The organism is Parajatrophihabitans canadensis (assembly GCF_053764775.1).
Genome location: NZ_CM132445.1, coordinates 4,259,233 through 4,285,449, shown reverse-complemented (window position 1 = coordinate 4,285,449; position 26,217 = coordinate 4,259,233). Strand labels below are relative to the sequence as shown.

Annotated in this window: 20 protein-coding genes; all 20 read left to right on the top strand. The window is 59.7% G+C overall.

Translation table 11 applies throughout. The features are described 5' to 3' along the window. Positions 1-141 precede the first annotated feature (141 nt). The 20 genes from ACSMXN_RS20610 to acs all read left to right on the top strand — a co-directional run bounded on the left by ACSMXN_RS20610 (position 142) and on the right by acs (position 25,496). The gene (locus ACSMXN_RS20610; protein ID WP_022915436.1) at positions 142-1,020 is read left to right on the top strand and encodes a mycofactocin-coupled SDR family oxidoreductase; all 879 of its coding nucleotides are present in this window, start codon (positions 142-144) and stop codon (positions 1,018-1,020) included. A gap of 1,717 nt (positions 1,021-2,737) precedes the next feature. Next, complete coding sequence (locus tag ACSMXN_RS20605; protein ID WP_022915438.1) at positions 2,738-4,135, top strand: amidohydrolase family protein; 1,398 nt, start codon at positions 2,738-2,740, stop codon at positions 4,133-4,135. A 182-nt stretch (positions 4,136-4,317) separates the two neighbouring features. Beyond that, positions 4,318-5,586, top strand: coding sequence for an ABC transporter substrate-binding protein (locus ACSMXN_RS20600; RefSeq protein WP_081649354.1), 1,269 nt, complete (start codon positions 4,318-4,320; stop codon positions 5,584-5,586). A gap of 142 nt (positions 5,587-5,728) precedes the next feature. After that, positions 5,729-8,443: a branched-chain amino acid ABC transporter permease/ATP-binding protein gene (locus ACSMXN_RS20595; protein ID WP_022915440.1), complete on the top strand. Its 2,715-nt coding sequence runs from the start codon at positions 5,729-5,731 to the stop codon at positions 8,441-8,443. A 38-nt stretch (positions 8,444-8,481) separates the two neighbouring features. Then, the gene (locus ACSMXN_RS20590) at positions 8,482-9,228 is read left to right on the top strand and encodes a branched-chain amino acid ABC transporter ATP-binding protein (RefSeq protein WP_035944733.1); all 747 of its coding nucleotides are present in this window, start codon (positions 8,482-8,484) and stop codon (positions 9,226-9,228) included. A gap of 56 nt (positions 9,229-9,284) precedes the next feature. Beyond that, a complete protein-coding gene (locus ACSMXN_RS20585) occupies positions 9,285-10,070 on the top strand; it encodes an enoyl-CoA hydratase-related protein (RefSeq protein WP_022915442.1) in 786 nt (261 codons plus the stop codon). A 40-nt stretch (positions 10,071-10,110) separates the two neighbouring features. Then, positions 10,111-11,286: a hypothetical protein gene (locus ACSMXN_RS20580; protein WP_155958547.1), complete on the top strand. Its 1,176-nt coding sequence runs from the start codon at positions 10,111-10,113 to the stop codon at positions 11,284-11,286. 316 nt (positions 11,287-11,602) lie between these two features. Beyond that, positions 11,603-12,034 (top strand): zinc ribbon domain-containing protein, encoded by a 432-nt coding sequence (locus ACSMXN_RS20575; protein ID WP_022915444.1) that lies wholly within the window; start codon positions 11,603-11,605, stop codon positions 12,032-12,034. Continuing rightward, on the top strand, positions 12,031-13,209 hold the full coding sequence (locus tag ACSMXN_RS20570) for a thiolase family protein (protein WP_022915445.1): 1,179 nt from the start codon (positions 12,031-12,033) through the stop codon (positions 13,207-13,209). Before ACSMXN_RS20575 ends, ACSMXN_RS20570 begins: the two co-directional genes overlap by 4 nt. A 36-nt stretch (positions 13,210-13,245) precedes the next feature. Next, on the top strand, positions 13,246-14,025 hold the full coding sequence (locus tag ACSMXN_RS20565; protein WP_022915446.1) for an enoyl-CoA hydratase/isomerase family protein: 780 nt from the start codon (positions 13,246-13,248) through the stop codon (positions 14,023-14,025). Positions 14,026-14,101: 76 nt separating this feature from the next. Further along, positions 14,102-15,736 carry a flavin-containing monooxygenase gene (locus tag ACSMXN_RS20560; protein WP_022915447.1) on the top strand — a complete coding sequence of 545 codons (1,635 nt, stop codon included), beginning with the start codon at positions 14,102-14,104 and terminating at the stop codon, positions 15,734-15,736. Between the two features lie 11 nt (positions 15,737-15,747). Further along, positions 15,748-16,704: an alpha/beta hydrolase gene (locus ACSMXN_RS20555; RefSeq protein ID WP_022915448.1), complete on the top strand. Its 957-nt coding sequence runs from the start codon at positions 15,748-15,750 to the stop codon at positions 16,702-16,704. A 109-nt stretch (positions 16,705-16,813) separates the two neighbouring features. Continuing rightward, positions 16,814-17,584, top strand: coding sequence for an IclR family transcriptional regulator (locus tag ACSMXN_RS20550; protein WP_155958548.1), 771 nt, complete (start codon positions 16,814-16,816; stop codon positions 17,582-17,584). 568 nt (positions 17,585-18,152) lie between these two features. After that, positions 18,153-19,355, top strand: a complete 1,203-nt coding sequence (locus ACSMXN_RS20545) for an amidohydrolase family protein (RefSeq protein ID WP_022915450.1) — start codon at positions 18,153-18,155, stop codon at positions 19,353-19,355. 191 nt (positions 19,356-19,546) lie between these two features. After that, a complete protein-coding gene (locus ACSMXN_RS20540) occupies positions 19,547-19,843 on the top strand; it encodes a Dabb family protein (protein WP_022915451.1) in 297 nt (98 codons plus the stop codon). 8 nt (positions 19,844-19,851) lie between these two features. Beyond that, on the top strand, positions 19,852-20,721 hold the full coding sequence (locus tag ACSMXN_RS20535) for an SDR family NAD(P)-dependent oxidoreductase (RefSeq protein ID WP_022915452.1): 870 nt from the start codon (positions 19,852-19,854) through the stop codon (positions 20,719-20,721). Between the two features lie 196 nt (positions 20,722-20,917). Then, positions 20,918-22,282, top strand: coding sequence for an FAD-linked oxidase C-terminal domain-containing protein (locus ACSMXN_RS20530; protein WP_022915453.1), 1,365 nt, complete (start codon positions 20,918-20,920; stop codon positions 22,280-22,282). 203 nt (positions 22,283-22,485) lie between these two features. Beyond that, positions 22,486-22,923 carry a heme-binding protein gene (locus tag ACSMXN_RS20525; RefSeq protein WP_027139968.1) on the top strand — a complete coding sequence of 146 codons (438 nt, stop codon included), beginning with the start codon at positions 22,486-22,488 and terminating at the stop codon, positions 22,921-22,923. A 173-nt stretch (positions 22,924-23,096) separates the two neighbouring features. Next, positions 23,097-23,249 (top strand): hypothetical protein, encoded by a 153-nt coding sequence (locus ACSMXN_RS20520; protein WP_022915455.1) that lies wholly within the window; start codon positions 23,097-23,099, stop codon positions 23,247-23,249. A 279-nt stretch (positions 23,250-23,528) separates the two neighbouring features. Next, entirely contained in the window at positions 23,529-25,496 is a 1,968-nt protein-coding gene (acs, locus tag ACSMXN_RS20515; RefSeq protein WP_051149065.1) for an acetate--CoA ligase, read from the top strand. The last annotated feature ends 721 nt before the right edge of the window (positions 25,497-26,217 follow it).

Below are 26,217 nucleotides of genomic sequence, written 5' to 3'. Positions count from 1 at the left end.
CTTGGACTAATGAGGAAACGTCGGTTTTGATCGCCGGCTGTTAAGCCGGACGCCGCCGGTACCGGCTGAGAGTCGGTGCGTGCAGCTTCGATATCGGCGCGATTAGTCCTTTCCGGTTAAACCGTTGAGATAGGGGAAGATATGGATAGTACAACCGGGTGGGAAGGCAAGACTCTCGTCGGAGGGCAAGGACGGGTAGCAGGGCAAGTCGCCCTAGTAACCGGTGCTGCTCGCGGCCAGGGTAGGGCTCATGCGCTGCGCCTTGCTGAAGAGGGAGCGGCTGTCATCGCTGTCGACGTCGGCCGGCCTGTCTCGCATCTTCCATACGACCTCGCCACGCAGGAAGACCTTGATGAAACGGCTCGGCTGGTCAGGCAAGGCGGCGGCACGATTATCACCGCGCGGACCGACGTGCGTGATGTGGAAGAGCTTGCCCAGGTCGTCAACGATGCGGTAAGACAGCTCGGACGTCTGGACATAGTAGTCGCCAACGCGGGCATAGGAACCTTGCCTTGGAAGACCCACGAGATGCCACCTGAAGTATGGCGCACCATGATCGATGTCAACCTCACGGGCGTTTGGAGCACGGCCAGGGCCGGCATCCCACACATCATCGAAGGCGGGTCTGGCGGATCGATCATCATGATCAGTTCATCCGCCGGCCTCAAAGGACAGCCAAACATTTCGCACTATGTCGCTGCTAAGACGGGTGTTGTAGGGCTGATGAGGAGCCTGGCATCCGAGTTGGCCGAGCACAGTATTCGTGTCAACAGCATCCATCCGACGCAAGTGCACACACCCATGATCATCAACGAACAAATGTTTCGGCTATTCAGCCCTGAATTGGACCAACCGACCATAGACGACTTCAGCAAAGTCGCCCAGAGTATGAATCTGCTTCCGACGCCCTGGGTTGACGCTCGTGATGTCAGCAACGCGGTGCTGTTTCTCGCTTCGTCGGACGGTCGGTACATCACGGGTACGGCGCTACCCGTGGATGCGGGCGCGGTTCTTCGCTGAAGGAAGCGCAAGGTGGTTGCTTAGCTCCCATCAGCTGAGCCTGCCTCACCGTCGATCCGAGTGATGACGGACGGATCGCTTGCACTCGTCCGCGGGAGAGCGCGACGCCGCTGAGCGGGGGAGACGATTTCGTTTGCGAACCGTGCCCCTTCCTAGTCGCTGGCAAGCGAAAGCGAACTACCGTTGGGCAACCGAAATATGACCAGTTTCCCGAAACCTGTGAGCCGCGGAGATCGGGCAGCGTGATTTCTGTTCCCGACATCCGGGTGCCAGTCGACTTAGATCGTCACAGCACGCCTAGGCAGTTGCCGGTGTTGACCGTAAGAGCGGATATGCGCGCTGGTCTCCGCGATGTCGATTCCGACGCCTAACGCCGAAGATCGTTTCGCTGGCTGGTGGCAGTTGATCGCGGCGTTGCGTGTCTCGCCAGCGAACTTCAACACCCGGCTATAGCGCTGGCCGGTCCGGGCCGACTACCGTCAGACACCCCAGGATCGGTTGCCCACCGGCCTGCGGCTCGAGGCCGACAGGCAGGCGATGCTGACCCTGCCACCCGTGCTCGGCTGGCGGTCATCGCAGCGACTGCCGCGCGATCACGGCATCCGCCTGACAACAACGACTATTCAATGCAGCGCTCGAGGCCGGGCGGTGCATTGAGATCACCACACACACGAGGGATCAGGGAGTTCGGCGACGGCAGGGTCGTCGCCAACCACGAACGGGTCTTGGCCAAACACGAGAAGATCGACGACCCCGAATACCTCGCCGCTGCCGAGGCTCTCGCGAGCGGCTCGGGTGGCGCGACCGGTCCTGGAGTCGGACGTCGAAAGGGGGCCCCCTCCGTGACTACGACACGCTGCTCGGCCTCGACGGCGGGGTCTTCTCATGGCCAAAACAAAATCGGGTGACGGGGGCTCGAACCCGCGACACCGGTGTCGCGGTCGCGTTCCTGGCCGCGTGCCGAAAGCAGCCATTCAGCGGCCGCGATCCAGCGGCTCGCCGAACGAGCTAGGGCCGAGTCCTCGACGCTGAGGAGTGCCTGACCGCGTGCCCGCAAAGGCGAAGTATGGACACGAGAATCGCGCGGCAGCGAAGGCCGAATCCGCGCTGCGAGATTCCCGCCCATACGTCGATAGAGATGGACAGATTTCGATTGCCGGAAACCGGTAAGAGTTTTCGCTTGCCGGGACATTCCCCTCATACTGCAGACAATAATCACCACCTGCGTCGCGGACCGGTCATGCCCTAGCAACTCCCAGTCCGCGTGTCTCTCACGCGGCGTCCCCGCCTTTGGCCTCAGATTCGCCTCTCGACGAATTCGAGCAGACGGCCCACCCGCTGCGTAGGAGGGCAAGACCGAGGCCAAGCCGTGAGCCATCGCTGGCGAAGTCGGTCATCCAGCCGGGGCCTAAATCGCAGTCATGCCAGCCAAGCGTTTATTCGGTGCGCCGAATCGATCATCGTCCATAGGGATCGAATTGTTACCGTCAAAACGCTTTACAGGGCAAGTTTTCCGGGTGTAGTGTCGCGCAACGTAGCCGAAACCCAGCGTTCACTATTCGCTATCACGAATATAATTTGGCCACTAGCAGGGCGAACCCCGCGATAAATCAGACTGGGTTGGCGCACCACCCCTATCGATAACGTCACGCGAAACATGGGGCTACCGACGGGGCACGACGGTGGCTGATCCAATCAGACAGAGGAGATACGTACGATGGCGAATGAAATCGGCACTCCATCGATCCTGCAAAACCTTCACACCGAGGAGTTCGCTGCGGTTCCTCTCACCAAGCACGATCTGCGTGGCGCCGCCAATGTAGCCGAACGCGGAGAGGCCATCGCGCCTAAATTGGGAGTCAGCCACCGGGAATGGGCGGCGAGCAGGCTCGGTACCGCCGCCGGACTCCGCGCCCTGAATCAGGAGCACGGCGGAGCGTTCTACAACGTTCCCCAAGCAGCCGAGACGGATCGTGACGCTGCCGCCGAGGTATTCAACAGCGACGTTCCGGTCATTGATGTTCAGTCACACTTCATAGCACCCGGTGTGCAGAACGAGACGATGCACGGATTCTTGGCTGAGTTCCGCAAGATCGCCGGTCCCACATGGTGGGCGGACAACCCGCAGCAGTTCTGGATGGACGAGTACTTCAGATGCCTGTTCGTCGAGAGTGAGACGGCGGTCGCCGTGCTCACATCTGCTCCCGGCAACAGCGGTCACTACTTCCTGCGTAACGACGAGATGGCTGCAACCCGTGAACTCACCGAGCGCCTCGGCGGCGCTGGGCGCCTTCTCAACCACACCGTTGTACGCCCGAAGAACCCTGGCGATCTCGAGGCCATGGCGGGCTGGTCCGAGCGGTTCCAGACCGTGGGCTGGAAGGTCTACACCCTCGGTGAGCTAACAGACTCAAACCGAAACGAGTGGGACCACACCAATTCATGGATGCTCGATGACGACGAGACGGGGGCGGCCTTCCTCGACCGCGTCATGGAGGTCGGGCCGCGCCTCGTATGCGCCCACAAGGGGATGAGTCAGCTTGCGCCGAGTGGATCTCCGCGGGACGTAGGACCCGCTGCTAAGGCCTACCCAGACATTACGTTCCTGATCTACCACTCAGGCATGGAACCGCCATTTGCGGACTACTACAAAGAAGGCCCTTATAGCGAAGAGGTGTCCGATCTCGGCACCAACCGACTGGTGAAGTCGCTCCGCAACGCGGGCGTTTCACCGGGGTCTAATGTGTACGCCGAAATTGGTGCGACGTGGTTCGTTGTGATCAAAAGGCCGATCGAAGCTGCCCACGTGCTCGGCAAACTGTTGCTGGCTGTGGGTGAGGACAACATTGTGTGGGGCACAGACAGCATCTGGTTTGGCCCAACGCAGCCCTTGATCGATGCGTTCCGAGCGTTCCAAATTCCAGCCGAGCTTCAGGAACGGTACGGGTATCCCGCCCTGACGCCGGCGATCAAGAACAAGATCTTATTCTATAACGCGGCCAGGGTTTATGGCATTGACATTCCTTCCGCACGACAGTTCCGCGACGACGATGTTGAGTGGGCACGCGCCGCAATGCGCGAGTACCAGAAAAATGGCGTTCCCACTCTCGCGTAGAGCACTCGCAGTAGCACTGACGAATAAATCGGCGTTATTGGGCCGCGAGACAAAAGGCTCGCGGGCTTAATGCAACTGTGCCGATCGCAATCACATGGCTTAGAGGCTTTATGGGAACGTGCGTTAACCCATTCAGTCGTTGAACCGGACAAAACATCCCACTTCCAGGAAGAGAGATCGCGATGTCATCTGCCCCTAAGTGGCCGGCGAGACGCAAACACAGCCGGACCGGTGCAATAACGCTTGTCTGCCTGATCGCTGCGGGCTTACTGGCTGCATGTTCTTCGGACTCAAAACCAACTGCTGAGGCCTTGGGTAATCCCTCGGCAAGCGGAGGGGCCGGGAACTGTAATGGCTCGCCAACAGCCACAAAGAGCACGATCGTTGTCGGCACCATCGGGAGCTACAGCGGGCAAGCCGAGGCAACCACTGGTCCAGCGCTTGCAGCGATCAAGGCGTGGGCTTGCAACGTGAACGCTCACGGTGGCCTCAACGGTCATCCCGTCAAGCTCATAGTCAAGGACGACAAGACGACAGGGTCCACTGCCATCGCAGCGGCGAAAGAACTCGTCGACCAGGAGGGTATCGTCGCTGTCCTAAACGACTGGTCGGGATTCGATACCCAGTGGGCGACTTTCTTGCAGAGCAAGAATGTCCCGGTGCTAGGCGGTCATAATTTAGGCGAGTTTTCTACGAGTCCGCTGTTCTTCCCCAGCGGGACGACCCTCGCGAACCTACTTGCGGTCGCGTTCAAAGCCGCACATGGTCTCGGCGCCGATCAGATCGGCGTCCCATATTGCTCAGCTACTCCAGCATGCAAACAAGGCGTCGATTTTGCGGCCTCCGCAGCGGCGAAGTCGGACTCCAAGGTGGTGTGGTCGGGCGCCTTCTCCGAGTCCTCAACTGACTTCACTTCTCAGTGTCTCGCAGCACGGGATGCTAAGGCGAATGGCATGTTGATCCAGGATGTTACGGATGTCGTCGTCCGCTTTGCGGCGTCCTGTGAGCAGCAGGGCTTCCTCCCGCGGCAGATCACGTACGCCGGCACGCCAGGCGACGCGATGCTGAAGGATAAAGCCTGGGAAGGACTCATCGGAGCCGAGAGTAACGCTCCGTGGTACGACACCTCAACGCCGGCGACGAAGGAATTCGCAACCGCTATGGCAACCTACGCTTCTGGCTCTAAGGTGAACGCGGCATCCATGCAAGCCTGGGCCGCTGGAAAGCTATTCGAGGCGGCCTATACGGCGGATGGATCACCAGACAAGCCAAGTTCGGCCGACATCCTAAACGGTCTCTACAGCTTCAAGGGAGAGACCCTGCAGGGTCTGGCGCCGCCGCTGACCTACTCAAAGGGCCAGGTCGCGGACATCAAATGCGGCTTCCTTATTGGTATCAAATCCGGCCAGTGGTCCGAGCCAGACGGTATGAACACGAACTGCGCCCCGTAACTTTTGCGGCCGTAATTCCACCTAAAGGCGATGCCGAGGCGGGCCGGGGGAGTGAACAAATCCCCGGGCCCGCACGCACCGCTTAGGTGGCACCTCGCAGATAACGACCTTCCCGTTCAACCGATCGCTATAGGTGAAATCGATGAGCTCACTACTACCCTTCATCGTCTCCGGACTGGTGGCAGGCTCGATCTACGGACTGGCCGGCATCGGTCTCGTGCTTACGTACAAGACTTCTGGAATCTTCAACTTCGCCTACGGTGCGTTGGCGGCGGTGGGTGCGTATACCTTCTATGGCTTATTCGTTCAGGTCAATCTCAGTTGGGGTGTTTCGGCCGCCCTGGCCGTGCTTATCGTCGGGCCAGCGCTTGGTATCGCGCTTGAACTAATCGCTCGCCGCGTCGCCGCTACCTCCCTCGTGTGGCAGATAACAGCGACCATCGGAATCTTGCTCGTCATCGAGGCGAGTTACCAGCTGCTCTACGGGAGTGAAACGCGAACCGTCGATCATTTTCTACCGCGCGAAACGTTCAATCTATTCGGTACCCGGGTGTCGTACGAGTCCCTCATCATCTTTGTTCTGTCGGTGGTTATCGCGGTCGCGCTATTCGTCTTCTTTCGAGTGTCGCGCGTCGGAAGCGCGATGCGGGCGGTCGTGGATGACCCAGCATTGCTCTCAATCACGGGTACGAGCCCGACGACTGTCCGACGGTATGCATGGATTGCGGGAAGTTGCCTGGCCGTGCTCTCCGGGATCTTGCTTGCCCCGAATGTGAGCCTGCAGGCGTCCTCGTTAACGCTCCTCGTGGTGCAGGCGTTCGGCGCGGCCGCAGTCGGGCGATTCTCCAACTTGCCGATGACCTGGGTAGGCGGCATCATCGTCGGCGTGTGCGGCTCAGTCGCCACGAAGTACTTCAGTTCAACTTCCATCCTGGGAAGCCTTCCCTCGAGTCTGCCGTTCGTACTTCTGTTCGTCATTCTCCTGACGTCGCCCCGGGCCCCGATGCTGTCGAGAAGCGGCCCACGCATGCGTCAGCGGCCTGCAACCACCTCTCCACTCGCTATGCAGGCCCTGATATCCGTCATCGTTATTCCAGCGTTGGCTATCGTGCCCCTTGTCGTCGTATCGGCCCACCTTGTCATCTGGACGTCGGGCCTGATAGCGGTCGTGCTCTTCATGTCGCTGGGACTCCTGGTGCGCACATCTGGTCAGATATCTTTATGCCAAGTTGGCTTCGCAGCAATCGGCGCGGTCGTCTTTTCCCGATTGCTCACCGAAGTACACGTGCCGTGGATAGTGGCTTTGCTACTGGCAGGTCTCGCCACGGTACCATTTGGGGCCTTTATAGCGATTCCCGCCATACGGCTCAACGGGCTCTATCTTGCACTCGCTACCCTGGGCTTCGGTCTGACATTGAACTATATGTTCTATAGCTCGAACCTTATGTTTGGCCCATCAACAGGTGGTCTTATGGTGCCGCGGCCCCATCTTGACTGGCTGAGTGTGGACTCCGATAAGGGGTTCTATTACGTCGTATTAGTGATAGTCGTTCTTGTTGGTATTTCCATCGTCGCCCTGGGCAGAGGCCGCTTCGGGCGTTCCCTCATGCGAATGTCGGACTCTCCCGTCGGACTCTCAACCTCAGGCGTAAATGTTGATTTGCTTCGTTTGCTAGCCTTCTGTATATCGGCGGGTATCGCCGGAATATCCGGTGCTCTTATGGGATCATCGCTGACCTTCGTATCAGGAACGGACTTCGATCCATTCAACTCCCTCGTCTACGTCGCGGTCATAATGATTGCCGTTGGCAGCTCGCCTTGGAACGCCGTAGTGGCTGGCCTAGGGCTAATCGTCATCCCGGGGTATATCGCCAGTCCAGACGCAGCCGACTACCTGCAAATCGTGTTCGGCGTCGCGGCAGTCGCGGGCGCCCTTGGGATTGAGCCGAGATTTCGCCGGCCGCGGGCGAAGTCACCCACCGACTCAGCTGTCCTACAGCCGATATCAGCGCAAGTCGTTCCTGGTAGCACCGTCGACGGGATGAACGGGATACGGACGACCCGGTCAGACATTCTGGTGCCACAGACCTCCCGTATCACTGGTAAGGGAATACGAGTCGCATTTGGCGGACTCGTAGCCGTTGATGATGTGCAGCTATCCGCAAAGGCAGGCGCCATCGTTGGACTGATCGGCCCTAACGGAGCGGGTAAGACGACAACTTTCAACGTGCTCTCGGGCATTGCGACGCCGCAGTCAGGTTCAGTCTGGTGGGGCGAACACGATATCTCTAGGGTCGGTCTTCCGAGGCGCGCGAGGCTCGGCATTGGCAGAACGTTCCAGCAGCCCGAGCTCTTCGACTCACTCACGGTGGAGCAGAACGTATCTGCCGGATACGAAGGTCACTTGGCCGGCGCGCACCCACTACGACAGTTCTTTTCCGCGCGTGGTGAAAACAAGCTAATTCAAAGGCGAGCAGATGAGGCGTTGGCACTTTGCGGGGTGGCAAATCTTGCCGACCGCACGGTTGGGTCTCTCACCACCGGGCAACGGCGCCTAGTGGAGTTGGCTCGTTGTCTGGCCGGACGGTTCAACATCATTCTCCTGGATGAGCCATCCGCAGGACTTGACAAGACGGAAACTGCCTTATTCGGTGCGGTGCTGCGTACTGCAGTTCGGACGCGCGGCATTGGCATCCTCTTGGTCGAGCATGACATGGAACTCGTGATGGACCTTTGTGACTACATATACGTCCTTGATTTTGGCAAGTTGATCTTTGAAGGCACACCGGTCCAGGTCCAGCAGGATGTGACCGTTCGTGCCGCCTATCTCGGATCGGATGCAGTCCCGGCCACCTAATGAGGTCCAACCAAGCATCTGAGCGGAAAGGAACTGCCATGACAGACAGGGATCCAGATCCGAATGTCGTACATGCTGATCTCGATCTGTCCGGAGTAGAGGCGGGGTACGGCCGTTCGGTCGTGCTGTCCGACTTCAACCTGCGCATCTCCGCGTCAGAGGTCATCGCGGTCCTCGGACCGAACGGAGCGGGAAAGAGCACAGCCCTGAAGGTGGCCGCGGGCCTTCTGCCGACAAACGGCGGAAAGGTCAATATTGGTGGCAAGGACGCGACGCGGTTCAGTGCGGAGCGGCGCGTTCGCGCAGGCGTTTGCTTGATCCCCGAAGGCCGAGGGATATTCCGCTCGCTGAGCGTGCGGGAGAACCTCGAACTCCAAGTGCCGTCGTGGCGGAAGGATCTGTCAATCGAGCCGGCGCTCGTAGCTTTCCCGAAACTGGGGCAACGCCTCCGACAACAAGCGGGTTCGATGTCTGGAGGAGAGCAGCAGATGCTTGCCTTGTCTCGTGCGTTCGTCTCGGACCCACGGGTCGTACTGCTCGACGAGGTCTCGCTCGGCCTGGCCCCAGTAATCGTCGATCAGATTTTTGAGGCATTAGCGGCGTTGGCCGGTACCGGTGTCGCGTTGATCATCGTTGAGCAGTACGTACAGCGCGCGCTTGCCATTGCAACCCGCGCTTGTGTGATTAGCAGCGGCCAAATTCGATGGCAGGGCGCTGCTTCCAGTCTTGACCAGGACGTCCTGCACGCGACGTACTTCGGCGACGGGGTTGCCACTGTGCTGTGACGGTAGGTCGGGTTGGAGTGCGTTCCATTTCATCAAGTTAAGAAAGCAGAATCAGCGTGACATATGAAACAATAACTTACGAAACCAACAAGAGCATCGCGCGAATCAATATCAATCGTCCTGAGCGCGGAAATTCGCTGGCGTGGCTGACGATGCGAGAGTTGGCCCTGGCGTTCCAGCGTGCCTCCGCGGATGATGAGGTTCGCGTTGTGGTGCTTTCCGCAGCCGGCTCAAAAGCCTTTTGCACCGGGGCTGATCTGGCGGGCATGCGCGCGGGCGGGAGCTTTATCGAGCTGCACGACGGGCGTGGCGCTATGCCGAGGTTGATGAAGGAGATGTGGGACCTCGGCAAGCCGATCATTGCTCGCGTTTTTGGCAACTGTCTGGCCGGCGGCTTTGGGCTCGCGCTGTCATGCGACTTCATCGTCGCTGCCGACGATGCGGTTTTCTCGACGCCCGAGATCGACCGAGGTATCTGGCCTTATATGATCAGCGTGCCGTTACGGCGGTCGATGCCACCAAAGCTCGCCCTAGAGCTCCTAATGACCGGCCGGAAAATGTCTGCGCTCGAGGGCGTGACCGCGGGATTCGTTAATCGGGCAGTTGCCTACGCGGACCTCGACGCAGCCGTGGACGAGCTCGCTACCGTCTTGGCATCGAAACCACCGGTGGCAATGCGGCTCGGGCGCACGGCGTTCTACGAATCCTGGGAGAAGCCGGCCGAGGATGTGCTACCGATGTTGCACGCACTGCTGACGGTGACCGCGTCAACACATGAAGCCGAAGAGGGCATCGCGGCTTTTGTTGAGAAGCGTACCCCAGTCTGGAAGGCGCCGAGCTAGATCACGGCGCGGCGTCCGTTCACAAAGGTAGGTCTCGGAGATGGCTCGAATAAGTTTGTTCACGTATCCGTGGGACCTACTCGTCCCGAGTATTCACGACATCCTCAGCGAGCTAGAAGACCTGGGAGTTGCGGGTATAGATGTCGCTTCGGCTTATCACGCGATAGAAGCATTTTCGCCACGCCGGATGTCCCTGTTCTCCTCGCCCCGTGGAGAGGTGCACGCTCCCGTAGCTGCGGAACGATTCTCGGGAATCCGCCCACTCGCTCGCGTCGAGGGATCCGCTGGATGGCATCGCCTTGCAGAGGCCATACCCGGCCATCGACTGAAGTTGAACGCGTGGACGGTGCTAACGCTTCAGCCGTGGATGGCACAGGACTACCCAGATACCGCTCGCGTGTTCTCGACCGGGGATCCAAGCGACGTTGCGGTGTGTCCGTTGAACGAGGATGTCGTGGAGTTCTTCGTCACCCTGGTGGGTGAGCTCTGCAAGGGATTTCCGCTCGAGGAGGTGAGACTGGAAGCCTGCGGCTTTATTCCTTTCGACTACGGTATGGTCCGCCCCCGTGTGCTTGTGCCAATGGATGCGTTCACGCGGTGGAATCTCGGGCTCTGCTTCTGCCGTAGTTGCACGGAACAGGCGGTCGCGGTAGGCATCGATGTGCCCGCGTTGCAGTCTCGGACTGCTGGACGGGTCGCCGCTGGTTTATATGCTCAGCACAAACGTGATCCGCAATGGCAGGCGAGCCTTCTCGCATCAGACCCTGAACTAGCGACGTTTCTGAATCAGAAGACCGACGGGGTAGCCCAGTTCGTGGCTGAGCTCAGCCGTGTTGCGGGCGAATATGGAACTGGCTTATCGATTAGCTACCCCACGGAGCTGAGCGGGGCTCCCACTCTGTCGGTGGACAGAGCGGCAGGCCTAGTCAGCAGCGTGTTGGTGCGCGCCGGCGATGCCGCCGCTGCTCGGGCCGCGGCTGAGTATCGGGCACTGTTCCAACGGAACGGGTCCGATGTCGAACTGCGGGCGTTCGCACCCGACTGGATGATGGCCGCCGGACCGTTCGACATCCGTTCGCCGCAAGGCTTACGGGGTCTCGCAGAAGTCGGACGGTCCCACATAGATGAGATCACACTTTTCCACTTTGGTTTGCTCCGCCCGGAGGATCTCTCTGTCCTCGTTCGCACCGCATCGGGGAATGCGACTTCTACTTGATTCAAGCACATGCATCACAGCGTCACGATCTCCCCACACGTTCCTTCAACGTTATTCGGACAAGCGAATCAAGCAATGAAAAGTGAGAGCATTTGCTCTACGATTATACTCGCTAACCTGATACGCTAACGTTGATACGAACCGAAACCAGATGGTTTCGGGTGTTCGGAGCCCCGAATGCGGGCCCGTCGTCGGGTTCACTCTTCACCGTCGTAGAGACCAACGGCTAGCAGCGAAGGCCTTGGCCAGCAGGTAGGCGAAGGCGACCCCGACCCCGACGTGGCCGTGGAAACAGACTTCGTAAAAGGACCTGACAGTGACCGTTCGATCGGAACCCGTTCTCGAGGAGTACTCGAGGCCATACTGGGACGCCGCGGCGCAAGGCACCCTGAGTATTCAGCGATGCATCAGTTGTGACGCAACTGTTTTCCCGCCGTATCCGGAATGCCTCGAATGCGGGTCGCAAGATCTGAAGTGGATCGAGACGAGCGGGCGCGGTGTTGTTCACTCAGCATCGGTGGTGAAAAGCGAAATTCTGCCCGGCCTCGAAGACCGCCTCCCCCTGGTGTGCGCCCTAGTTTCCCTGGACGACGCGCCGGATGCTTTGATCCCCACAAACATCATCGATGCGATCGATGTACCGGTATTGCATGGAACCTTGGTCGAGTTGGCATTTGAAATGGCGGGAACGGTCGCCTTGCCCGTCTTCAGACCCCGGAGTGACGAGGACGGAGGCGCTGCCGCATGACCTCGCCCAAGGATATCCTGGTCGTTAGTGCTGCTTACTCGGAGATTCAGCGAAGATCCGCCAAAACGGTCGGTCAGCTCTCCGCAGAGGCCGCGCGTAAGGCAATCGCCGTCGCGGGCCTCAAAGTGCACGACATTGACGGCCTTGCAAACTTCCCGAGTCCGTCCCGACCGGGAGCAGGCGCACTTGACGGCGTGGATATTGCGTCCCCGGTCTACATGGCGCAAGCCTTAGGCTTGTCCGGCCTTCGGTGGCACACATCGCTCACTCGCGGCTCATTCACGGCCTCTGTCGCCGAGGCTGCCAATGCCCTGGCTGCGGGAGCGTGTGACTACGCACTGGTGTGGCGTTCGATGAGGAACCCCCCTGGCAAGTACGGTCGCGTGAAGCCCGGCCCGGTGTCTGGCGACGACGCGTTCACGGGCCCCTACGGCTTCAGTAACGAGGTCGTGAAAGCATCAATGATCTATTCCCGTTATATGCATGAATACGGGACTACACGTGCCGACATGGCCGCCTTCGCTGTGGCTAATCGGGCGAACGCAGCCAAAAACCCAGACGCGGTCTTTTACGAGAAGCCGATTACGCACGACGAGTACATGAATGCGCAACCTATCGCAGACCCGCTCTCTTTGCTCGACTGCGATATGGCGGTGGATGGCAGCGCAGCAATCGTCATGTCTCGCCGCGAAAACGCGCCGCGTACGGAACTACCACCAGTTCAACTGGTTGCGCATCTCAACCTTGGAATGCCGCCGAAGCGTCGAAATTACTACGTACTTGAAGAGTTCGAGGATGCTGCAAAGAACATGGCCAATATGGTGTTGGAACAAGCCAAGATGAGCGGCGGAGATTTGACCGTACTTCAATTCTACGACGGATTCGTCTACTTCCCGTGGCTCTGGATGGAAGCATTCGGCATCGCAAAGCGCGGCCAGGCAGCGTCGTTGATGACGGAGGGCGAAACGGGGCCTCAGGGTCGTCGCCCGCTGAACACAAGCGGCGGCTCCCTCGGCATGGGCCGCATACATGGAGGCGCGCAGGTCATTGAAGCAGTTCGTCAGCTGCAGGGCGCCTGCGGATCTCGACAGATTGCGACCCTGGGCCCGGCAGTTGCGACGTCTGGATCCCCCTTATCCGGCTGCGGTGCCCTAATCTTCGCCCCTACCAACTGATACGACTCGTCACATTCGCTCGCGAGGAGGCATGAGATGGCACCAGTTCACCTCGATCAGTACGTCGATAAGTTTGAGCATGTGCGCCTCGCACGTGACGAGCACGGGATTCTCGAAGTCACGTTCCACACAGCAGGCTCCGACCTCGTTTGGGGACTCGTCGCTCACGAAGAAATCGCTGAGGCATGGGACAGCATCGCGCGCGATTCGGACAATCGAGTCGTAATCGTCACAGGCGCCGGCGAGAGCTTCATAAGCGAGGGTGGCATCTTCTCTGGCAGTGGAAACTGGATCACACCGGAGGGCTGGAAGCGGGTTCATACCGTAGGTCGCCGGATGGTGATGAGCCACCTGGATATTGAGGTACCGATGATTGCGGCCGTTAATGGCCCAGCAACAATTCATTCGGAGCAGGCGCTGCTCTGTGACATCGTCATCGCATCGGACGATGCTCTGTTCGCCGACCGTGTCCATTTTGTTCACGGGGTTGTGCCCGGAGACGGCATTCAAGTGATCTGGCCCCACCTTATAGGCCTCAACCGTGGCCGTTACATGATGCTCATGGGGCAGGAGTTCAGCGCTAAAGAAGCTAAAGAGCTGGGCGTGGTCAATGAGGTCGTGCCGAAAGGAAACGTCCTGGCGCGCGCGAGAGAGATCGCTCAAATACTCGCAGCTAAACCGACAGTTGCACTCCGATCGACGAGGATGCTTCTTGTCAGCGAACTCAGAAAGTCCATGTCCGACGGCGTTGATCTAGGCCTTATGGCCGAGGGGATCGCTGGTATGCAGCACTGGCCGCAAGCGGACACACGATAACTTACCTGCACCAGACACATATCGGTAGTTTGCGGGCGCAAGGATCGAGCTGAGCGCTTGAAAATGGAGAAAGGAAGTGGTTCTGATCGTCAAAGTACCCGACTATGACGTGATCGTTATTGGAGCAGGGTTTTCGGGCCTCGGTATGCTCCACAGACTGAATGACTTGGGATTCAATGCGTGCATCCTCGAGCGTGGTGATGATATTGGCGGAACATGGTTTTGGAACCGTTACCCAGGTGCTAGGTGCGACCTTCAGAGCGTCGAGTACAGCTACAGCTATCCCGAAATTCAGGATGATTGGGAGTGGACGGAGCTCTTCGCCGCGCAACCGGAGATCGAGTCGTATATCCACTTTGTCGCGGATCGATGGAAGCTGCATGACCAGATCCACCTGTCAACAACAGTGAAGTCGGCGTCATGGGATGGTGAGTACTGGACCATCGGGACTGATTCTCGCGGCTCCCTAATAACACGAACGGTAGTCGCTGCGACCGGTGGTCTTTCCGAACCGTTAGTTCCTCAAATTGACGGCATTGAGCGCTTCAATGGGGACGTACTGATATCGGGTACGTACCCGAAAGAAGGCTACGACTACACCGCAAAGAACGTGGCTATCTTTGGCACCGGCTCCTCCGGTGTCCAAATGGTTCCGCATCTGGCTCAACAGGCAGACAACCTTTACATCGTTCAGCGTTCGGCTGCCTACGCCCGTCCTGCGCACAATCGACAGCTAGAGCCAGGCGAGATGGACCAATTAAAGAAGGAATATCCCGAGCTGCGAGCGGCACAGCTAGCCTCGCCGATCGGCACTGTGCGACTCGGTGCTTTGACAGCCCCGCCGCCGCTGGCGACGGGACCGCAACCCGATCGGCGCTTGCTCGAAAGCACGCCAGACGAGCGCGCCGAGGTTTTGCGAGAGTTAGGATGGGCGGGGCCGTGGGCTTGGGCAGACTTGTTGACTGACCCTGAGGCAAATCTGGTCGCCAATGGGATGTTTCGGGACTTGATCGCGTCCGTAGTCGAAGATGATGGACTTGTCGATTCGCTGCTGCCCCAATATCCGATCGGCTGCAAGCGGCAGGTTCTGGGTATCGACTATTTCGAGACATTCAATCGTGAGAATGTGCACCTCATCGACCTGAAGAAGACGACAGTCTCAGTCGGCGAAGGCGGCGACTCGTTAATAGCCGAGGCGGATTCGATCCACATCGACACCATTGTCCTTGCGACGGGCTTCGACGCCATGACGGGCGCGCTGTCGAAGATCGATATCCGCGGTCTCGGGGGCACCTCGCTCGCCGACACGTGGGCCAGTCTGGGCCCGGTGAATTACCTGGGCCTCCAAATCAGTGGATTCCCGAATTTCTTCATGATGACGGGTCCTGGCAGCCCCTCGACCAATGTCAATTTTCTGCCGGCTATCGAGCAGCACATTGACGTCATCGGTTCCATGCTGGTGTACCTACGCGACAGCGGGTTCAGCTCGATGGAGGCCCGTAGCGAAGCTCAGAGTTCGTGGATCGAGACCGTCGCGGCCGCCGCCCATGGATCCGTGCGAACCTGGAGCACATGCAACTCCTGGTATCTCGGATCAAACGTGCCCGGGAAGCCCAGAGTTTACCTGCCGTATATGGGAGGCATGCTGAAGTATCGCGCGATCTGTGACTTAGAGGCGGCGTCTGATTATCCACACTTCGTCTTCAAGTGAGGTAGGGAGATTTGCTAGACAGAGAGATAGCAGCTGCGATCGGTCGGTCTGGCTTCGGCGATGAGCTGAGCGCCGAGACACTTGGAGACAATCGATCTCTAATCGACAACTGGTCGGCGGATGCTCAGGTTGCGATCCCCGATGTAGAGGTCCGCGATGTCCATATACCGGGAAGCAGGTCGTTACGTTTGCGGATCTTTACCCCTTCGCGGGCGACGGGTCCGCTGCCTGTGATCTATTCGATCCATGGTGGCGGTTACGTGAGCGGATCGTACCGGCAGGATGACGGACGCCTGTCAGAGTGGTGCGATCGGTTTGCCTCGCTCGTCGTATCGGTCGACTACGCGCTAGCGCCTGAGCATCCGTATCCGGCCGCACTACACGATTGCCGGCTTGGGCTTGATTGGATCCGGGAGAACCATGACGAGGTTCGGGCGGATCCCAATCGGATCGGCTTGTCGGGCTTCAGCGCTGGCGGCGGGCTCGCCGCCGCACTATCGATCTTCCTTCGAGACCACGCTGGGCTTCAAGGCATAAAGTGGCAGGTATTAGCGTATCCAATGGTAAACGACCGAAATGTACAGCGAGCAGAAGACGTGCCGGTCTGGAACGCACGTTCGAACGCATTCGCTTGGCAGAGCTACCTCGGTGAATTATTCGGATCAGAAGACGTCTCTCAGTATGCGGCTGCCAGCCGCGCCGTGGATCTGCAGGGTCTCCCGCCGACATTTCTTATGGTCGGCTCTGCGGATCTTTTCTACGAAGAGGGCGTCGCCCTAGCGCGTCAGCTCTTAGCCGACGGCGTAGAGACGGAGTTCCACGTCTATGCCGGAGCACCCCACGGATTTTTTTCTTTGGCTCCGGAGGCCGAAGTGACTCGGCGCGCCGCCTGCGCGTTGGAATCTTGGCTCTCCGACCAACTGCGACGCGGTCAAACTGCGACGGCCGAGCGGGCCGGCTCACGCTAACTTCGGCACGGCGACGACCGCTGAACTCCTGCTACCGCTGGGTTTATCTGGCAAGTCAGGCACTACACTGGCTGAGCGAAGATGGACGAGAGGGCAGGCGGTGGCGGTAGTGTCGACTCCGGAGCCGAACGGCGATCGCAAGGTGCCGGCGGTCCTATCGGCGATGAAGATTCTTGATTACATCGCGTCTGTCGGGTGTGCACGAGGAAATCAGGTAAGGGTTGCTCTTGGCCTCAACCCAAGTACTTGTCACGACACCTTACAAACGCTGCTCAGCGGCGGTTACCTGAGCCGCGACAACTCGACAAAGGAATACTTCCTGGGCCCCATCCTGACTGCAGTCGGCGTCAAAGCTTTCAGCGAAGAGTTCGTAATCCGCGTAGGTCGACCAGTCCTCCGTCAGTGGGTGGTCCAGACGTCCTTCTCTGCCTTCTTGGCTCGCGCGCTCCCTGATATGTCGACGGTAGTGATCGATTCGATCGAAGGCACGCAACAATTCAAGTTGGTCGTCGGGGTCGGTCAAAGGTTCCCACCGACGGCCGGGGGCCTCGGCAAGATTTACTATGCCTTTGCGGATCCTGCAGTCCGGCTACCGGTGGAACTGCCGAGGTTCGCCGAAAATACGATAAGTGATCTCGACGAGTGGAAGAGGGATCTTGAGCTAGTCCGTACTCGAGGCTGGGCCGAATCTCGTGGCGAATATTACGGCAGTGGAAATGCCGTTGCCGCGCCTATCCTTGGCCCGAACGGCGAAGTCGTAGCCGTACTCGGAAGTATCGCTCCAGGCCAAGAGATGAAGGACGAAGATCTACACGACTACGGCAGCGTGATCCGTGACGCGGCCCGCTCGATCGCTGAAGGACTGAAACCCCGCCTTTGAGGCCATGGCCGCCATGTTGCTCGGAATCCTATCTGCGCCAATTGAATACGACTGAGACCGAGCCGTCTCAGTCTGTTATGCCGAGAAATCCGTCGCGAAGGGCCAATTCCCAGGTGCCGTGTACTACGGGAAAGGCCCAGATTCGAACAAGTCGCCACTGCCTAGACGGCATTGCAGGGTAGTGAGCTCATAGTTCAATTCACGATCCTGCCTGCCGCGGCACTAGATCCAGTCTGAGAATAACGCTCACGAGCGTGACCAAAGCGGAAGAAAGCACCGGCACGGCGGTAAATTCGGCAGCCCGAACATAGATCGACGACGCAACCGAATCGTGATGTTGAAGAGGGCTCATAATTTCACGGAAACCTGTACACGCGCCTGACTGCGGGCTACAGTGTGAGGCACGGCGTAGCCACCGTATTCGGTATACCGACTATACGTCGGAGGCGAGCACGTCGCGGTTTCCGGAGAGCCTGCAGGCCGGCCCAAACGTCGATCTCCTACCGCTGGTCAAGGCTCGCCAACCTAGCCATCCGCACCAATGATCAGTTCAGGGAGGATCGTTAACATGACCGAAATCGACTACAAATTTATCGATTCAGACACCCACTTCTACGAGCCCGACGATTGCTTCTCTCGGCATATCGAACCGGCATTCCGGGACAAGGTTATTCACCTGGTACCCACAGAGGATCCGAACCTCAGCCAGTGGGCCCTTGGCGACAAGTTGGTCGTTGGCACGCCGAATAACCTCGCGGACGCGGTTCCGGCTCCGGGCGCGTTCGAGGAGATGTTCGCGGGCAAGGCCTCGCCCGAGCAGACCGAGCTGATTCGCCCGCGCGATGTCCCCGCACTGATGATGCGCGAGGCGCGCTATCCACTGATGGACGAGCAGGGCATTCAGGCGCAGATCATGTTGCCGACGGTTGGGCTGGCGGTCGAGCATGACTTCGAGAATGATGTTCCTGCGCTGTGCGCGAACTACCGCGCCTTCAACCGCTGGTTGGAAGATGACTGGGGCTACGGGGGCGACGGTCGAATCTGGTCGGTCCCGATGATCACAACGCTCGATGTCGAATGGGCGGTCAAGGAGACCATCCGCGTCGTCGAGTTGGGCTCGCCGTTTATCTATGTCAAGACTGGGCCGGTCGGCGGGAAGTCTCCGGCTGACCCCTACTTCGACCGATTCTGGAAGACCGTCGAAGACACCGGTGTCAAGGTCATCTTCCACATCGACTTTACTGACTTCAACCACATGTACGCGAGCCACTGGAGCGAGGACCCTGTTCGCTCCGTGTTCCAGTATTCGCCGTTGCAGATGTACTACAGCCTAATCGAGCGGCCCATCATGGACACCATGGCCGCGCTGCTTCTGCACAACCTCTTCGGACGCTTCCCGAAGGTGCAGGTGCTTTCGATCGAGTGGGGCTCAGCGTGGATCCGCCCACTGATGCGCCTTGCAGACAAGGCGGCGAAGATGGGGGCGAAGGGCGGCAGCTGGCTGGGTGGTCCGCTGAAGGATTTGCCCAGCGAAACCCTAGCCAACCATTTGACTGTTGCGCCGTACTTCGAGGAGGACATGATCGAGCTGAAAGAGACGATTGGGGTCGACCGAATCCTTTTCGGTTCGGATTACCCCCACCCCGAGGGGCTGCGCGTTCCGCGGCACTTCCTCAACGGACTCAAGGGATATTCGGACGACGAGATCCGCATGGTTATGCACGACAACGCAGCGAAGCTGCTCGGGCTACCGGTCCTTGCACCGGTGTAGTCTCGCTCGCTGATACGCGCGTGGCTGGTTTACGTTATCTCCATTGACGATGGCCCGCGCCCCGCAAGCAAGCAACCGAACGAAGACGAGTACATCGTACGAGCCGTAGACCGACGGTATGGGCGGCGAAAGACGCCCGTGCCGTCGGCTTCGCCATTGCGCGTATTTTCATCGAACTTTGAGCAGTAGGGATGTCAATGTTGCGTCATGTAGTCACCATTAAGTTCGACGGATCAGTGTCGCCCGCGCAAAGATCCGAGATCGCCGCATCGCTGCTGGCGCTTGGCGACGACATCGCCGATGTACAAAGTCTCGAGTTCGGGATGGATGTAAGCAACGAGGAGCACAGCTCCGATGCCGTGCTCATCGTAGATCTCGCGGACGACGCCGCGTACCGGCGGTACGAGGCCCACCCAGCACATATCGCGGCGACGAAGCTGATCGGCCCAGCGTTAGCGGGCAGCAGCGTGCTTCGCTACGAGCGCTAGTAGACAGGGTGAAGACCATCAACGATTCAAGTCCGGTCGCCGTCGTAACAGGCGCTAGCCGTGGCACGGGCAAGGGCATTGCAGTCGCGCTGGGGGCTCGTGGGGCGACGGTCTATGTGACGGGGCGATCGCGGCGTGGTCAACACGCGGAATACCCTGGCTCCATTGAGGAAACTGCTGATTGTGTAACGGCGGCCGGCGGCAATGGAATCGCAGTACCGTGCGATCATGCGGACGATAGAGAAGTCGAGCGACTGTTCACCCTCGTAGGGGAGACCGAGGGACACCTGGACATCTTGGTCAACAATGCGGCTCACGTTGACGAAGGCATCCTTGCCCCCGGGGGGTTTTGGGAGAAACCAGTTGCCGTAGCTAAGATCCTCGACGTAGGACTACGTTCCAGCTACGTATCTAGTTACTACGCCGCCCCGTTGATGGTCGCACAGAAGAGCGGGCTAATCGTGAACACGTCGTTCTACGGTGGCGTTTGCTACTTCCATGGCCCTGCTTACGGCGCGCAAAAAGCTGGGCTGGACAAGTTGGCTGCCGACATGGCGGTTGATCTGCGCCCACACAATGTTTGTGCGGTCTCTCTGTGGATGGGTTTCGTCACAACGGAAAGAACGCTCGCCGCCATCGGAGCCGATCCGGACCGTTATGGAACGATGTTGGATCAGTTTGAGTCGCCGGAATTTAGCGGACACGTTATCGCCTCGATGTACCACGATCCAGAGCTGATGCGTATGTCCGGAAACACGGTAATTGGCGCCGAATTGGCGGTCACCTACGGGATCAAGGACACCGATGGACGCCAACCCCCGTCCTACCGCGAGACCATGGGCGCACCACGTGAGCCACAGGCCGCCGTTTTCGGTTAGAGCTGATTGTGTTCGTGTGGGTTCTGCGGCCAAGGCTGCCAATGACCGCGCAGCCCGTGCCGAGTGCGCCATTTCTGCGCGGGCTAGAACGACCGGAGCGGTTTCTATTGAGTAGCAATCTTTGTGACGCCGCGATGTCGCGAATCAGTTGGAAACGTCTGCGATAAGTACGGAAAGAGATGAGGCCCGTAAGCGTATGAGTGCTCTCGATGATCTTGTCAGTGCTTTGCCACCTGGAATGGTGCTGACCGATCCGGATCGACTAGATAAGTACCGTTGGGACCGTGCTATCGACCCCGGCGCCGAAATTCCAATGGCAGCCGTTCGAGCTGAATCCACGGATCACGTCGTTCAGACGCTGCGATGGGCCAGCCGGCATCGCGTTCCGGTAGTTCCGCGGGGCGCTGGAACGGGCTTGTCTGGAGGCGCCACGGCGTTGGCGGACGGCATTGTGCTATCCACTGAGCGGATGCGCGGAATTCGCATAGACGCGCAAACCCGGATGGCCGTCGTGCAGCCTGGCTTGCTGAACGTCGAGGTCAAGCGCGCAGCAGCCGATGCTGGCCTTTGGTATCCACCGGATCCGTCCTCGTTCGAGATCTGCAGTATCGGTGGCAACGTCGCGACGAATGCTGGCGGGTTGTGCTGCGTCAAATACGGTGTTACTTCAGACTATGTGCTAGGCCTCGAGGTGGTCTTAAGCGACGGTGCGGTGGTCCGCCTCGGAGGTTCGCGCCTAAAGGATGTCGCAGGGTTGTCGCTGACCAAACTCTTCGTCGGTAGTGAAGGAACGCTAGGCGTTGTTACGGAGATTACGCTACGCCTAATGCCCCCTCAGCCTGAATCGCACACAATTGCTGCGTGGTTCCGGACATCGGCCGAGGCTACAGCCGCGATACTGGAGATAGCGTCGAAGATTCGTCCATCGATGCTTGAGTATATGGATCGTGTCTCGATCAATGCGGTCGAGGACATGTTGAAGATGGGGCTTGACCGAACGGCGGAGGCGCTCATCGTTGCTCGTTCCGATTCGTGGGATCCCGACGGCACTGAAGCTAAGGTGCTATATGAAGCCTGTATAAACCACAACGCGATCGAGGTATTGACAACGAACGACGCCGAGGAGGGCGAGGCGTTTGTGACGGTCAGACGCATGGCTATCCCTGCAGTCGAGCGGCGTGGGCGGCTGCTTCTCGAAGACGTCGGCGTTCCCGTACCTCGACTACCAGACTTGGTAAGCGGCATCGAGAAAATCGCGGCCGAGCATGACGTGCTCATCGCGCTGATTGCACACGCAGGGGATGGCAACACACATCCACTGATCGTGTTTGACCCGGCAGATCCGATGATGGAACAACGAGCCCAGCTTGCATTTGGCGAGATTATGGATCTTGCGATTCGCCTTGGCGGGACGATCACAGGTGAACACGGCGTGGGCAGGCTGAAACGGCCGTGGTTGGAGAGTCAGATCGGCCATGAGGTGATGGGTCTCTCTTGGCGCATCAAACGTGCTTTGGATCCCCTCAACATATTGAATCCAGGCTCCATCTTCGCGAAGTGAAGCCTGTCTGTCTTCCAGCTAGCTCGTCGTCGATTCGTGCGGCTGTCGACTGCCGTGGCCAGTGCGCCGGGCAAACCACCTCGCAGCGAAATGCGTAGAGGAAATGCGACGGCGTGTCGCCGAGTCACCGGTATCCGACTCGCTGTGGTCGATCCGTTGTCTCCGATTAGATGCATTTCAACGCTCACATCGAAAGGCAAGTCATGACTAACGACAGCATCACCCTTTCCGTCGCGAGAACGATCGTTGCGGGCTCGCTCGCCGAGGGCTTGAAGCGACAATTCAAGCCACTCTCCGTCGCCGTTCTTGATGCTGGTGGCCATCTTACCGCGTTCGAAAGGGAAGACGGCGCTTCCAACATGCGGTTCCAGATTGCGTTCGGTAAAGCCCACGGTGCGCTAGCCCTCGGATTGGGCTCGCGAGCACTCATGAATCGAGCTGAGCAGCAGCCTTACTTTATCGCGGCCGCGACTGCCGCCATCGGCGGTTCCCTCATTCCGGTGCCGGGAGGAGTTCTCGTCCTCGATACTGAGGGAAACACGATCGGCGCAGTCGGTGTTTCAGGCGAGTCTTCTGACAATGATGAGGCAGTTGCGGTGGCCGGAGTGGTGGCCGCTGGGTTTCTGCCGCAGACCGGGTGAAGCTAGATTCGAAGGATGCCTACATGGACTCGACACCGTGGTGACACGCTGCATGACGAGATCAAACCCAGGCCAGAATCCCTAAACCGACGCGGCGAGGGAATGGTCATCTTCGAGCGCACTGGTAGGAACCAGCGAGGTCGTCGCTGTGGCAATCCGCAAGGCTCTGGTTCATGGATCCGACTCGCAAGGCGCTGCGGGTCAATGCGGCAGACACCGACGCGCACGTGGCGGCCTTGCAGCTGTGTCTCGACAAGTTACCGGGTGGTGATGCCGGCCAAACCGAGGCCGCTGAACAGAGCGCGGCGCTGGGCCAATGGCCGTAACGGCGTAGATCGAATCGGCGTCGGCGTGGCACGTGTCCTCGATTGCGCAGCAAGCGAGAACAAGGTGCTGTCATCTGAGGCGCCGAGGATCTGATCGCATCCGTGGACGGCATTCGCGGCCGCCATTACGTCGGTAGTGCGATCGTGCTCGCGGGTCACCGCACTTGGGCATCGCGCCGCACTGTGGCAACCGTCGTCCGGCCGGCCGGCGGCATCATTCGGTCAACGGGACAAGTTGGTGCCCGGCGAGATAAGTGGGGAAGCTTCATGTCTATGTCTATGTCAGCTGAGGGATTGTCGAATCTGTTGGATGAAGACAGGCGGTTCGGGCCGTCGGCAGAATTCGTCGCGACGGCGAACGTGACCGCGCGCGCGTACGAGGCGGCGGGCTCGGATCGGTTGGGGTTTTGGGCTGAGCAGGCCGGACGGTTGGACTGGTCGAGCCCGTGGACCGAGGTGCTGGATTGGTCGGCTCGTCCGGTGGCGAAGTGGTTCGTCGGGGGCCGGTTAAACGCGGCGGTGAATTGCGTGGATCGGCACGTGGCTGCTGGGCGCGGTGATAAGGTCGCGATCCATTTCGAGGGCGAGCCGGGCGACACCCGCACGGTGACGTACGCGCAGTTGGGCGAATTGGTCTCCCAGGCTGCGCACGCGTTGACCGGGTTGGGGATCGCACGTGGTGACCGGGTAGCGATCTACCTTCCGATGAGTGTCGAGGCGGTCGTGGCGATGCTCGCCTGCGCGAGGCTCGGAGCGATCCATTCGGTGATCTTCGGTGGGTTCTCCGCGCCCGCGATCCATGACCGGGTATTGGACACTGAGGCCAGACTCGTGATAACCGCTGATGGCGGGTACCGGCGGGGAAAGGTCTTCGCGTTGAAACCAATCGTGGACGAAGCGCTGGCTGGGGGCGACACGAAGATCGAGCATGTCCTAGTCGTCAAGCGAGGCGGCAACGACATCGACTGGGTCGACGGCAGGGATCTGTGGTGGGACGAACAACTGACGCCTCACCCGACGGCCCACGAGCCGGAGTTCTTTGACTCCGAGAATCCGTTGTTCATCCTCTACACCTCGGGCACGACCGGGCGGCCCAAGGGAATCCTGCATACAACCGGGGGTTATCTCACTCAGGCCGCGTACACCCATTGGGCGGTATTCGACCTCAAACCCGACACCGACGTGTATTGGTGCACAGCCGACATCGGCTGGGTGACTGGGCACTCGTACATCGTGTACGGGCCATTGGCCAACGGTGCCACCCAGGTGATCTACGAGGGCACGCCCGACAGCCCGCACCAGGGCCGGATCTTCGAAATCATCCAGAAGTACGCGGTCAGCATCTTATACACGGCGCCGACCACGATCCGGACGTTCATGAAGTGGGGCCAGGACATCCCGGCCAAGTACGACCTGACCAGTCTGCGGGTACTCGGTTCGGTCGGCGAACCGATCAACCCCGAGGCCTGGATATGGTATCGCCAGGTTATCGGTGGCGACCGCTGTCCGATCGTCGACACGTGGTGGCAGACTGAGACCGGGGCGATCCTGATCAGCCCGCTGCCCGGGGTCACCGTGACGAAGCCCGGTTCGGCGATGCGCAGCATCCCGGGCGTCGCGGTCGAGGTAGTCGACGAGAAGGGTACCCCTGTCGATGACGGGTGCGGGGGGCTACTGGTGGTGTCCGAGCCGTGGCCGGCGATGCTGCGCGGGATCTGGCGGGATCCCGAACGGTTCGCCGAAACCTACTGGTCCCGTTTCACCGAGCAGGGTTACTACTTTGCCGGGGACGGGGCCAAGAAAGACAACGACGGCGACTTGTGGCTACTCGGCCGGGTCGATGATGTGATGAGCGTGTCCGGCCACCGCATCTCCACGAGCGAGGTCGAATCAGCTCTGGTTTCCCATCCGGCGATCGCCGAGGCCGCCGTCGTCGGCGCAAGTGACCCGACCACCGGTCAGGGCATCGTCGCATTCGTCATCGTCAGGGCCACCGAGGGCGCGCCCGACCCGGACCTGGTCACCGAGCTGCGCAACCACGTGGCCAAGGAAATCGGCGCCATCGCCAAACCACGTCAGATCCTGATCGTCGACGAACTACCCAAGACCCGGTCCGGCAAGATCATGCGCCGCCTGCTACGCGACGTCGCCGAGAACCGCACCGTCGGAGACGTCACCACCCTGGCCGACTCCTCAGTCATGGACCTCATCAGCCAAGGACTCGCTATCGCCAAAGCGCAAGACTAAGGCTGAACGGCAGGCGGAGCTGATGAATGGCGCGCCAAAAAAGCCGCGTTGCCTATACCTGGCAACGAGAAACGCGGCCTGGTTGACCAGGCTTGATTGTCCCCAAGGTTTGCTCGCTGAGGAAGTGTCGCAGAGCGTCCAGCACCGATTGGAACGAGCAGTCTGCACCGCAGTGACGGAAACCAGCTCGTTGTCGGTACCGACCGTTTGAGCGCGCCTGGCCGCTCGGGCCCGCGACGTCCTCGCGTCTACCCGTGCAATCGATCAACGACGAGCCCTCAGGCCGGATGCACCCGACACGAATTCGCATGAGCGCTAATATCCTGTGCTGGTCGAACGCGGTCCTGGGCATGCTGGTTCCGCTGGATCTGTCCGGGCTTACCACGTGAACTCCAGTCGCGGGCCCGTAGCCGGGCCTGGTTAGGCAGAGGGTGGTTGTGGAGGTGCAGTGGCCATGGCGAACCGGTCCAGCCTGTCTTCAGCCCAGGACCAATTCGCCGCTAGCCATAGAACCCTGATCAGTTGCCTGCGGATCGTGTCGGTGGTCGCCTCGCGCAGAACCGCGGCTCCACTGCACCTACGGCGGGAGTGACGTTGCGGGCCATCGCCGTCAACGTGAGCCAGGCGTCGTCTGGCGTTGAACCGACCCGAGGGCGGGTGCGCGAACGACACTCATTTGACTGTCGTGAGGGCAGATCCTGTCGTGGTGTAAGGCATCCTG